The following is an 11,949-nucleotide window of genomic DNA, read 5'->3' on the forward strand; positions in this document are numbered from 1 at the left end:
TGCCAGGTCAAGCTATGTTTTTCACCAACCCCGAGAACTTTCATCGTCTCTTTTGCCCATCTTTCTCCTTCATTGAGCGCCTCGCAAAAGCCGAAAAGCCGAGACCCCAGATGCGAGGTCTCGGCTTTTCATAAAAGGGGACTTTTGTTACAGCCCCCCAGCGTGAATGGGAATTCAAGGCTCAGAACGTAGGCCACGCTTGAAATGGGCGAGGTGCCCAGCGCCGCCTTCGTGATGAGTGCGATGCCGAAGGCGTTCACGAACACGCCCACCGCAAACCACGCCCACCTCTCGGCGAGCATGAGGGCATGCGCCCTCCTCAAACGTCTAATGCGCTCTTCTCCTGCTGACATGTTGCGTGCCTCCCAATTCGCTCCATCCCAGTATAGCGCTTCCCAAACAGAGAGGCCCCCGCTTCCGCGCCGGCGACAGACAAAGAGAACGCCGCGCGTCGCTTCTTACCGCGCGGAGACGGACCGCCACCCGTCGGCAAACGGTTCGCGATTCTCCCGAAACCAGCGTCAGCCCGTGGTACGCTCGCACTTGGAACCTCCCGCCCGACCCACGCTCGGGCCGACCGAAAGAACGCATCATGACAAGCACCTACTACCTGCTGCCCGACCGCCTTGAACGCGCGCCCGCAGCACGCGAATCCCCCGCGCCCGACGCCCTTGGCAGCCCTCCAACCGTTCAGACCCTCACCACGCGCGAGCTTGACAGCCTTGCGTTCATCGCGCCCGACATACGGGGCACCCTTGAAACCCTCGCCAAGGTCGAGAACACCTACCTCGACGTGTTCCCTGCCTGCCTTGTCGGCTCGTTCGCCGTCCCCGACAAGCAGCGCATGATGGACGACCCAACCTGCTTCGCGTTCTACCTGGATAAAACCCACTTGGTGTTTTTGGACGAAAGCGACACGTGCGCGCGCCTGCTTGACACCATAGCCAGCCAAGGCACGGTGCACAAGCCGACCGCCGCGCACTGCCTGTTCGAGTTCATGAAGCTGCTCACGAAAGGCGACCTGATGTTCTTGGCCGATCTTGAGGACCGCATGGAGGACGTGGAGGAGACCATCATCGACCGCGGCGTGAAGGCAAGCAACCGGCAGATGCTGCTGTTTCGCCGCCAGCTGCTGCGCATCGACACTTACTACCAGCAGCTGGTGGACATGGCCAGCGAGCTTTCCAACAACGAGAACAAACTGCTCTCGCACGGCGAGGCCCACCTGTTCCGCATGTTCGAGCAACAAGCAGAACGCCTGCTCAAACGCTCACTCACGCTCAAGGAGTACAGCTTGCAGCTGCGCGAGCTCTACCAAGCCCAAATAGACATCCAGCAGAACAACACCATGAAGTTCTTCACCGTGGTCACCACCTTGTTCGCCCCGCTCACGCTACTGACCAGCTGGTTCGGCATGAACTTTGCGAACATGCCGGGGATAGACCTCTCTTGGGGCTACGCTGCCGTCATCGTTGCGTCCGTGGGCATCGTGCTGGCGGAACTTGCGATCTTCAAGCACAAGCACTGGCTGTAAGGAAGAGCGGGATCCGAGCGCCGAGGAGGGCGAGAAGCACTCACAGCATGGTAACACCCAGGGAAACTCATCGCAGGTGCGGAGGAAGAGGCTGGGGAACGTACGAGCGATAACCACTTGGCTGCATTTCATAATGCCCCAATCGAGCATTCGACATCGGTTGCCTCCTTTGCTCCGTAGATTAATTCCTATCAGATAAAAAGAAAGAAACGATTTCTTTTGTTAATAAGCAATAACGAAAGAAAGTTTTCGTCACAGCACGGGATGGAGATGCTAACGAAAGAATTTTGGGGATTTCTTTCGTTAGAACGGAGGAGCACCCCCGTACACCTGCGGAGGGGCGCGCAAGCTGATAAAAGTTATGCGAACGCGAAGGAAGAACCTGGGAGCTGCCGCCTCACGCCCGCAGCATGACTCATAACCCGGAAAGGCTCGCTACGGACGCCGAGGGGGAGGAGGAGGGTCCCCTTCATGCGTCGCAGGTTATCCCTTAGAGGAGGTGGGGTTGTTCGATGTGCGGGGCGGAGTCGGGCTGCGACGGCTCTCCGGACGCCGCCGCGCCCCCTGCGGGGGCCGCACTCGGCGCACCTGCCGCGCTTGCCGTTGCACTCGGCGCGCTCGCCGCACCCGGTGCACCTGCCGCGCTTGCCGCCGCGCCCGGCGCGCTCGCCGCGTTCCCGGACGCACCCGCTGCCGGCGCCGCCCCGCTCGCAGCGTCGCTTTCCCGCAGCAGCTCGCCCAGCGTGGCGAAGTCGTTCTCCAGCGCCTCGCGCTTGCTTCCGTCGTAAAGGGCGGCGGCCGGGTGGAAGATGGGGAACACCTTGAACTTCCCCGCGCGCTGCATGGTGCCGTGCAGCCGCGTGATGCCCACCTCGGTCTTCAAGATGAACTTCGTGGAGAAGTTCCCCAAGGTCACTATGAACTCGGGGTCGATGGTGCGCGTCTGCTCTCGCAGGTAGGGCGCGCACAGCTCTATCTCCTCGGGACGCGGGTCGCGGTTGCCGGGGGGTCGGCATTTCAGCACGTTCGCAATGAACACGTCCTCGCGACGCAAGCCCGCAATGGCCAGCAGCTCGTTGAGGTACTTGCCCGCAGCCCCCACGAACGGCTCGCCCTGCAGATCCTCGTTCTTGCCGGGCGCCTCGCCCACGATGAGCACGCGGGCAGAAGGGTTGCCCACCCCGAACACGGTTTGGGTGCGACCGTCGGCCAGCGGGCAGCGGCGGCACTCCGTCACCTGCGCGCGAATCTGATCGAGCGGGATATGCGGCTTGGACATGCGGTCCTCCTCCGTCGTCACACGTACAGCCGAGGCATGCGGTGGCCAAAGCCTATGGCCACCTCGTAGTTGATGGTCCCCAGCGTGTTCGCCATGTCGTCGATGGTCACAATGGAGTTCCCCTCGCGCCCCACCAGCAGCACTTCGTCCCCTATCTGGGGGTCGAGCTTCTGCCGGTTGGCGTAGGTGCGCATGTCCACCTCGAACATGCACTGGTCCATGCAGATGTTGCCCACCTGGCGGCAGCGCTGCCCGCGCAGGATCACGTCGGTCCGCCCTGAAAGCCCGCGCCGCAGGCCGTCGGCGTACCCCACCGGCACCGTGCAGATCTTCACGCTCCCGGGGCTGCGGTAGTTCATGCCGTAGCTCACGCCCTCGCTCATGGGAATGGTGCGCACGTCGGTGGTGCGCGCATGCACGCTCATGACGGGCCGCAGGTCGATCATCGGACGTGTGACCGGCGACGGATGCAGACCGTAAAGCCCCACGCCCAAGCGCACCATGTCGAAGTGGACGTCGGGGAAGCGCACGGCCGCGGCCGTGTTGGCCGCATGCACGATGCCCGGATCGATGCCCGCCACGTTGAGCGCGCTCACCGCCTCGATGAAGCGCTTCACCTGTATCTGGAAATCCAGCGTCTCGGTGGAATCGGCGGTTGCGAAGTGCGTGAACGTCCCCACCAGATCAAGCGCCCGGTGGAAGCTCACCTGCCCCATGAACTCCACCACTTCGTCGTGGCGCACGCCGATGCGGTTCATGCCCGTGTTCACTGCCAGATGATACGGCGCCCGCATGCCGTAGGCGTCGGCGGTCTCGGCGTACTGGATGGCGAAATCGGGCGTGTAGACGCTCGGCATCACCTTGTAGGCGAGCAGCAGCGGGATAGCCGCCTGCGGAGGTTGCGAAAGCACCAGAATAGGAGCGTTCACCAGGGCCTCGCGCAGCTCGATGGCCTCGTCCACCGTGGCCACGCCCAGGTAGTCGGCACCGGAGTTGAGCGCGGTCTTGGCAACGCGCACCGCCCCGTGGCCGTACGCGTCGGCCTTGACCACGGCCATGAGCCGCACCCCGGCGCTCAGGCGCTGCTTGACGGCGGTCACGTTGTGGCGGACGGCGTTGAGGTCCACTTCCGTCCATGCCCAACGCCTATCGAGGGCCGGGATGAGCCGCAGCTTGTCGGGGTCGAACTGAGCCGGACCGCCCTCGTCGGGCCGCGCATGGTCGCGCGCGTACTGAAACGCCGCTTCGGCGCCGTCGCCAAACGCCGCCGAAGCGGCCTCGTAAGCGCTTGGAGCGGCCGAAGCCGCCGTGCGCGGCCTTGCGCCGAACGCGCCCGGGCCGTCCGTCAGCGGCGAGCGCCCGCCCATCGCGTCGTGCGCGGAAACGAAGCCTTCGGGCTTGCGCCGCGAGAAGCCGGTGAACCCGTTGGGAAGCTCTTGATCGGTCATGCTGCATGCCTTTCCTGTTTGAACGCGCACCAGTATAGCACTCGCGCGCGCCCGCATCGCCGCCGCGCGCGACTCACCCCTCAAGATCGTGCAGCATGTCCAGCAGCTCCTGACGCTTGTGGATGTTGAGCTTGGTGTAGATGTGCTTGGCGTGCGTTCGCACGGTGTTCTCGCTGATGACCAGGCAATCCGCTATGGTGGCCATGCTGTTGCCCCGCGCGATGAGCTCCATGACCTCCGCCTCGCGCACCGACAGACCGAAGCGCTCCTGCAAAAGCAGGCACTGCTTGGACGTGCGGTCGCGGATGACGCCGGCGTCCTCGGAGGCGGAGGGCCGGTTCCGCCTGCGCTTGCGCGCGGCCTCGCCCGCCTGCGCGTCGCCGCCCGTTGCAAGCGCGGGGAACTCGATGGGCTCGGCGACGACGGTCCCTTTGGACGCGACCGGTTTGAACAGGGTGCCCGTGGCCGCGAGCAGCGTGAGCCCCAGCACGTAGCTGGACGCCATGGCAACGAAGAACAGCCACTCGCGCCCGTCCACGGACACGAAATCGCTCACCCACCCCATAAGGAACCCCACGCTCTGCATGATGTAGGCCACCCCGCCGAAGAACCCGTAGATGAACACGGGGTTGATGCCGCGATCGCGCGACACCTGGGCGCACTGCATCATCATGAGCATCTGCACAAGGGAGAACGCCGAATACGTGAGGCCGGCGAACAGGTTGAGGTAGACCGGGCCCAGATAGGGAAGCAGCAAAAAGCCCGTGACGATGAGCGGATACGCCACGCGGAACACCGGCGTCAGCCCAAAGCGGAAGCTCATGCGGTGCCACAGCACCAAAAGCGCCGCCGCCGACACGAGCGACCCCAGCATGGACGCGCTGTTCACCACCGCGCCTATCTCCTCGTGCAGAAGCGCGATGCCGCGGATGACGCCGCTGGCGAACGCGAGCGACCCCACGCACAGCGCGCTGCGCCAGTAGTCGGCGACCGCCTGGCGGTACACGCGCGGATGCTGGCGGGGAACGTCTTCGAACATGGGCTGGTCCACCTGCATCTCGCGCGCCGAGAGCGCCACGCATAAACCGCACAACGGCACGAACACGAGCGGAACGAGAAACGCCGTGAGCGCGATGGGCACCAGATACAGCGCGAAGTAGATGAACGGCGCGATGGCCGTGCCCAGGATGAGCCGCAGGTTGCCCTGCTCGGCGGGCAACGACGCGAAGTAGCGCTGCCACAGCATGAACATCCCCGCGCACCCGATGCCCAGGAGCACCCCGCCCATCGCCACCAGCGCGAGCGCCGCCGCCTGCGCGTACATGGCCGCGATGAGGCACGCCGATCCGCCGAACACGAGCAGCGCGCTCAGCGACACGAGCATGCGCCGGGCCCCGTGCGGAAAGTAGTACGCCCCCAGCATGCTGGCCACGAACGCCCCGCCGAACGCGAGCGCCTGCGCCAAGAAGAACGTAAGCGTGACCTCCACCGTCTGGAACTCCAACGGCAAAAACGGGAAGACGCCGCCCCAAATGGACGTGGCGTTCACCGTGAGGAAGCACGCATAGCCCCAACTGGACACGTGCGCGCGCAGCGTCGCCTGCGCCATCTCGCCTTCACCCCCTCCGCCGTCATGCTGGGTGCATGGTAGCATACGCGCTGCGGCCAACCGCGCGGCTTTTTCGCGAAGGTGAAAGCGCGACCAGGGGTTTTATGCTTAAATCACATGCACGGTGTGATTCGCCCGCAAGGCGCTTCCGGTAGTTTTTTACGCGGCGAGAGAGCCCGATGACAGAGGAGGGACCCATGACCGCACATGAATCCGCGTTGTCGCGCCGCACGTTCGTCAAGGGATCGCTGGCAGGGTTGGCGATGGCCGGAGCATCCGGCGCCGCGCTCTACGGCTGCGCGCCGCAGGGCCAGCAAGCCGCGACGGACGCCGCCGGCGAGGCTGCGGCCGACCAGATCGCCTGGAGCCAGTGCAACGTCAACTGCGGCGGCAACTGCGTCTTCCAATGGCACAGCCGCGACGGCAAGATCGTCTACATGGAGACCGACAACACCGGCGGCGACGACCTGCAGGCCCGTGCGTGCCTGCGCGGGCGCTCCATGCGCCGCTGGATCAACCACCCCGACCGCCTGACGAAGCCCATGAAGCGCGTGGGCAAGCGCGGCGAGGGCAAGTTCGAGGAGATCAGCTGGGACGAGGCCATCGACACCATCGCCGACCAGCTCAAGTACACCATCGACACCTACGGCAACGAGGCCATCTACATCATCTACGCCACCGGCATGTACTCGTGCACGGGCAAGCAGCCGGGATTTCGCCTTCTGAGCCTTTTGGGCGGCTTTGTGAACCAGGGCTACGATTACTCCACGCACATGCTGCAGGCCATCATGCCGTTCATGTACGGCAGCGCGGCCAACCTCGACGACGACGGCAACCACGTCACGCTCGGCAAGCCCGCCACGGCGTTCAGCCCCTACGACGCCACGAACGCCTCATCGTTCTCCGAGGCCGAGCGCGCCTCTGATTTGGTGGTCATGTTCGGCAACAGCCCGGCGGAAACCCGCATGGGCGGCGCGAACGCCGTGTGGGACTTCGCGAAGGTGCGCGAGGCTGTGCAGGGGCGCGGCGGACGCATCATCAACATCGACTACCGCTTGAACGAGTCCGCCTCCGGCCACCCCGACGAGTGGCTGCCCATCCGCACGGGCACCGACGCGGCGCTCTGCTCGGCCATCGCGCACGAATGGATAGCCAACGGCCAGGTGGACAAGGAGTTTTTGGACGCCTACTGCGTGGGTTACGACGAAGACACCATGCCCGAATCTGCCAAGGGCCAGAACAAGTCCTACAAGGACTACATCATGGGCACCGGCTACGACATGGTGGAAAAGACCCCCGAGTGGGCCGCCCCCATCACGCAGATTCCGGCCGAGACCATCCGCTCGCTGGCGGCCGAGATAGCCGCTGCCGAGGCGCCGTTCATCTGCCAGGGCTGGGGTCCGCAGCGCCACACCAACGGCGAGGACACCACGCGCGCCATCTGCATGCTGCCCATCCTCATTGGCAAGATCGGCCTGCCCGGCACCAACACCGGCCAGCGCGAGGCCGAGCCGCCCACCTACCTGGTTGGCAACCTGCCATTCGAAAATCCCATCAAGACCACCATCCCCGTGTACCAGTGGGCCAACGCCGTGGACCACGGCCACGAGATGACCGCCACCAACGCCGGCATCATCGGTGCGGACAAGCTCTCAAGCGACATCAAGTTCGTCTGGAACTACGCGGGCAACTGCCTGACGAATCAACACGGCGACATCAACGCCACCCACGATCTGCTGGCCGACGAGAGCAAGTGCGAGTTCATTTTGGTGTGGGACACCGTGATGACCGATTCGGCCAAGTACGCCGACATCCTGCTGCCCGACGCCATGCGCTCCGAGCAGCTGAACATGCAAACCCAGGGCTATTCGGAGTACTACACCGCCGTCGTGGTGGGCGGACCGGCACAGGAGCCGCCGGGCGAGTGCCGCACCAGCTACGATGTGTGCGCCGAGATCGCCGACCGCTTCGGCATGAAGGACGCCTTCACCGAGGGCAAGACGCAGGAGGAGTGGATCCGGGAACTCTACGAGGCCGGCGCCGAAGCCGACGGCGACATGCCCACCTGGGACGAGATCCGCGCGCAGGGCGTGTACAAGCGTGCGCTTGAGCCGGCGATTGGCCTGGAGGCGTTTCGCACCGACCCCGAGAACAACCCGCTGGCAACGCCGTCGGGCAAGATAGAGATCTACTCCGAGAGCTTAGCCGAGATAGCCGCCACCTGGGAGCTTGCGGAAGACGAGGTCATCAACCCCATTCCCGTGTTCACGCCGGGCTTCCAGGGCTACGGCTCCGTGACCGAGGAGTATCCGCTGTACTGCGCGGGCTTCCACCACAAAAGCCGCACGCACTCCTCGTTCGGTTTCATCGAGGAGCTTGAGCAGGTGGCGCGCCATCAGCTGTGGATGAACCCGCTGGACGCCGAGCCGCGCGGCATCGCCGACGGCGACACGGTGGCCGTCAAAAGCCCTGCCGGCGAAGTGCGCATTGAAGCGAAGGTGACGCCGCGCATCATCCCCGGCACCATCGGCATCCCGCAGGGCGCGTGGCACAACGCCGACATGGACGGCGACCGCGTGGACACCGGCGCGTGCGTGAACACGCTCACCACGTACAAGCCCACGCCGTACGCGAAGGGCAACGGCCCCGCGCACTCCATCATCGCCCAGGTCACGAAGGCTTAAGGGGGAAACGACATGACCCAGTACGGATTTTTCTTCGACAGCACGCGCTGCACGGGTTGCCGCACCTGCGAGATGGCGTGCAAGGACTACAAGGACCTGTCGCAGACCGTCGCTTACCGCCGCGTCTACGACTACGAGGGCGGCACCTGGACCGACGCCGGGGATGGCATCTACACGAGCGACGCATTCGCCTACCACGTGTCGCTGGGCTGCCAGCACTGCGCCATGCCCGCCTGCATGGCCAAATGCCCCCAGGGCGCCATCTCCAAGGACACCGACACAGGCCTGGTGTTCATCGACGACGAGAAATGCACGGGCGTGGGCGCCTGCGTGGAGACGTGCCCCTACAACGTGCCCGTTCTCGACAAGGAGAAGGGCCAGGGCGTGAAGTGCGACGGCTGCGCCGACCGCGTGGCCGAGGGGCTGCAGCCCATCTGCGTTGAGGCGTGCCCCTTGCGTGCATTGGAGTTCGGCGCGTCCTTCGAGCTGCAGAAGCGCCATCCGGACGCCGTGCGCTCCATCATGCCGCTGCCGAACGAGAGCGCCACCAACCCCAATCTCTACATCCTGCCCTCCCCTGCCGCGCTGCGGGCGGCACAAGGCGGCGGAAGCATTGCGAACCGCGAGGAGCTCAACCTATGACCAGCGGATTCGATGCGTTTTCCCTTGCGGTGTTCACCTCGCTCGCGCCAGCGGGCGCTGTGGCGTTCGTCACGCTCGCCTTCGCACGGCTCGGCGTTGCCAACCACAAGGCCGCCGTGCGGCTCGACCGCATGCTGGCGCTGCCGTTCTCCGTCGTGCTCGTCGGGTTCATCGCTTCGGCCACGCACCTCGGCACGCCGGCCAACGCACTGCACGTGTTCACCGGCATCGGACGCTCCCCGCTTTCCAACGAAGTGCTGGCCGCCGTGGCGTTTCTGTTCCTGGCCGGATCGTACTGGATGGCGGCCTTCAAGGAGCGCTTCCCCGACTCTTTGGCCAGGCCGTGGCTTCTGCTCGGCATTGCGGCGGCCTGCGCGCTGGTGATTTGCACGTCGATGGCCTACGCCGTGCGCACCGTTCCCACCTGGGACACCGCGTTCACGCCGATGAACCTGGCGCTGGGAGCGTTGTTGGCGGGCCCCGTGCTTGGGCTGCTGTTCTTGGAAGCGGCGCGCGCCCGTCCGCGGGCGCTGGAGATGGCGCTTGCGGGCATTGCGTGCGTTGCGCTGGCCGCAGGCTGCGCGGTGCTGGCGGCGCATGCGGAAAGCCTGGGGGGCATCGCGAACAACGAGGTTGCGGCCACGTCGCTTGCACCGCACTACGGAGCGGCCGTTGTCGCGCACCTCGTGCTGGGCGCGCTCGGCGTGGCGGCCGCCGCCTGGTCGGTGCGGCGCGGCCAACCCGAGCGCCTGACGCTCATCCTGCGCATAGCCGCAGCCGCCCTGACGTTTTCCGCCGTGTTCGTCACACGCATCGGCTTCTACCACCTCCACATGACCGTGGGGTTTTAAGCAGCGGGGCGCGTGCGGGTTGCTGCGTCCTTGCGCGCCCAGCCCCCCGTAGCCGCCTAATGCCCGCCGCCGGCCATCATCTTGACGGCGTGCGGGAGCGCGGCCACGATGCCATCCCAGTTCTCGCGCGCGGCCTTCTCGCTGCCGGGCAGGTTGATCACCAGATGACGGCCCCGCTGCATGCACAGCGCACGCGAGAGCATGGCGTAGGGCGTGATGGCCAGCGAGTGCGCGCGCATGGCCTCGGCGATGCCGGGCACGTTGCGGTCGCACACGTCCATCGTTGCCTCGGGCGTCACGTCGCGCAGGGAAAGCCCGCTGCCACCGCAGGTCAGCACCACGTCTACGTCGGCCTCGTCGCATGCGCGCACAATGGCCTCCGCAATGAGCGGCCGCTCGTCGGGCACCACCACGTGGCTTTCGCACTTCCAACCCCTCTCGGCGATGAGCGCCTCAAGCGCCGCGCCCGCCGTGTCCTCTTTCATGCCGCGCGTGTCGGAGCACGTGACTATGGCGAAGGTGATGAGGTTCTCGGACATACGACCCTCCTACAGAACGGTTTCTTCGGACACGTCGAGCAGCACGCACTCCACCACCGACCCCGCCGTGCGCGATTCCAGGCCCTCCGGCAAGATGACCATGCAGTTGCTGCGCTGGATGGGGCCGAACAGCCCCGAGCTTTGGTTCTTCGCCGGCGTCACCACGTAAGCGCCGTCCTCGTCTTTGGCAAGCGTCGAGCGCAGGAAGATGCGCCGGGGATCTTTCTTCTTCGCATCGGTGGCAAGGCGCGCCTTCACGACGGGCCGCTCGAAGCGCGAGAAGCCCTGCATCTTGCGCAGCGCCGGGCGGATGATCATTTCGAATCCCACGTAGGCCGCCGCCGGGTTACCGGGCAGGCCGAACACAGGCGTACCGTCCACCAGGCCGAACGTCTGAGCTTTGCCCGGACGCATGTTCACCGTGGTCATGAGCAGCTGCCCCAGCTCCTCCACCACCGGCTTGATGAAGTCGAAGTCGCCGTTGGACGCGCCGCCGCTTGTCACCACGAAGTCGTACGACGCCGCCGCATCGCGCACAGCGGCGGCAAGCGCCTCATGCGTGTCCTCCACGATGGGCAGGATAGCGGGCACCGCGCCCGCCGCCTGCGCGCAGGCGGCCAGCGCATAGCTGTTGGAGTTGCGGATCTTGCCGGGAGCGGGCACTTCAGTTGGCTCCACCAGCTCCGACCCTATGGCGATGACCGCCACGTGCGGACGGCGGTACGTGGGCACCTCCGTGACGCCGCAGCTGGCAAGAAACCCCACGCCGGCCGCGCCGATCACCTCGCCGCGCCCGACCACCACCTCGCCCGCGCGCGCCTCCTCGCCCGCCTCGCGCACGTTCGCACGCTCGCCGGCGGGTGCGCGAAACGCCACGCGGCTGCCGGGCTTGCCGTCGCCGGCCACCACGTCCACGATCTCGTACTTCACCACGGCGTCCGCGTCGGCGGGCAGCGGTGCGCCCGTCATGATGCGCACGCACTGACCGGCGCCGATGACGCCCTCGAACACGTCGCCCGCCGCCACCTCGGCGATAACGTCCAGCTCAACGGGAGATTCCGAAGAAGCCCCGGCCAACTCGGCCGCGCGCACCGCGAACCCGTCCATAGCCGAGTGCGCGAACGGCGCGATGTCGATGTCGCTTGCCAGATCGGCCGCAGCCACGCGGCCAACGGCCTCCAGCACGGGTACCGTCTCCACCGGCAGCGGACCCACGTGCGACAGCACGAGCGCGCGCGCCTCCTCGAGCGAGATCATCTCCGACATAGCCTCCCCTTCCTATCGCGCCCAACGCGCCCATACAACCGGAATATGCACCGTCAAGCATTATACCCCCACCAGAATGAAACCACGCAACTTCCTC

Annotated in this window: 10 protein-coding genes; 4 read left to right on the forward strand and 6 right to left on the reverse strand. The window is 65.7% G+C overall.

Annotation, left to right across the window (positions count from 1 at the left end):
* Positions 1 to 128: 128 nt before the first annotated feature.
* Entirely contained in the window at positions 129 to 353 is a 225-nt protein-coding gene (locus ACWKY3_RS03670) for a hypothetical protein (RefSeq protein WP_449315063.1), read from the reverse strand.
* Positions 354 to 592: 239 nt separating this feature from the next.
* Here ACWKY3_RS03670 and ACWKY3_RS03675 point away from each other — a divergent pair, with 239 nt between their 5' ends.
* Positions 593 to 1,534, forward strand: coding sequence for a magnesium transporter CorA family protein (locus tag ACWKY3_RS03675; RefSeq protein WP_449315064.1), 942 nt, complete (start codon positions 593 to 595; stop codon positions 1,532 to 1,534).
* Positions 1,535 to 2,024: 490 nt separating this feature from the next.
* Here the strand turns inward: ACWKY3_RS03675 and ACWKY3_RS03680 are convergent, their stop codons facing one another.
* The 3 genes from ACWKY3_RS03680 to ACWKY3_RS03690 form a co-directional block, all read right to left on the reverse strand.
* Entirely contained in the window at positions 2,025 to 2,813 is a 789-nt protein-coding gene (locus tag ACWKY3_RS03680; RefSeq protein ID WP_449315065.1) for a uracil-DNA glycosylase, read from the reverse strand.
* Between the two features lie 17 nt (positions 2,814 to 2,830).
* Complete coding sequence (alr, locus tag ACWKY3_RS03685) at positions 2,831 to 4,261, reverse strand: alanine racemase (protein WP_449315066.1); 1,431 nt, start codon at positions 4,259 to 4,261, stop codon at positions 2,831 to 2,833.
* A 73-nt stretch (positions 4,262 to 4,334) separates the two neighbouring features.
* Positions 4,335 to 5,870, reverse strand: a complete 1,536-nt coding sequence (locus ACWKY3_RS03690) for a LuxR family transcriptional regulator (RefSeq protein WP_449315067.1) — start codon at positions 5,868 to 5,870, stop codon at positions 4,335 to 4,337.
* 197 nt (positions 5,871 to 6,067) lie between these two features.
* Here ACWKY3_RS03690 and ACWKY3_RS03695 point away from each other — a divergent pair, with 197 nt between their 5' ends.
* The 3 genes from ACWKY3_RS03695 to ACWKY3_RS03705 are packed head-to-tail and all read left to right on the forward strand — an operon-like array spanning position 6,068 to position 10,047.
* On the forward strand, positions 6,068 to 8,554 hold the full coding sequence (locus ACWKY3_RS03695; RefSeq protein WP_449315068.1) for a molybdopterin-dependent oxidoreductase: 2,487 nt from the start codon (positions 6,068 to 6,070) through the stop codon (positions 8,552 to 8,554).
* Between the two features lie 12 nt (positions 8,555 to 8,566).
* Complete coding sequence (locus tag ACWKY3_RS03700) at positions 8,567 to 9,196, forward strand: 4Fe-4S dicluster domain-containing protein (RefSeq protein ID WP_449315069.1); 630 nt, start codon at positions 8,567 to 8,569, stop codon at positions 9,194 to 9,196.
* Positions 9,193 to 10,047 carry a dimethyl sulfoxide reductase anchor subunit family protein gene (locus tag ACWKY3_RS03705; RefSeq protein WP_449315070.1) on the forward strand — a complete coding sequence of 285 codons (855 nt, stop codon included), beginning with the start codon at positions 9,193 to 9,195 and terminating at the stop codon, positions 10,045 to 10,047. The genes ACWKY3_RS03700 and ACWKY3_RS03705 overlap by 4 nt, the downstream gene beginning before the upstream one ends.
* A 56-nt stretch (positions 10,048 to 10,103) precedes the next feature.
* On the opposite strand, the gene ACWKY3_RS03710 is transcribed toward ACWKY3_RS03705, so the two are convergent.
* Together ACWKY3_RS03710 and ACWKY3_RS03715 are read right to left on the reverse strand one after the other, a co-directional pair.
* The gene (locus ACWKY3_RS03710; protein ID WP_449315071.1) at positions 10,104 to 10,586 is read right to left on the reverse strand and encodes a MogA/MoaB family molybdenum cofactor biosynthesis protein; all 483 of its coding nucleotides are present in this window, start codon (positions 10,584 to 10,586) and stop codon (positions 10,104 to 10,106) included.
* 9 nt (positions 10,587 to 10,595) lie between these two features.
* A complete protein-coding gene (locus ACWKY3_RS03715) occupies positions 10,596 to 11,852 on the reverse strand; it encodes a molybdopterin molybdotransferase MoeA (protein WP_449315072.1) in 1,257 nt (418 codons plus the stop codon).
* Positions 11,853 to 11,949 lie beyond the last annotated feature (97 nt).

The sequence above is a fragment of the Rubneribacter sp. genome (assembly GCF_965361815.1).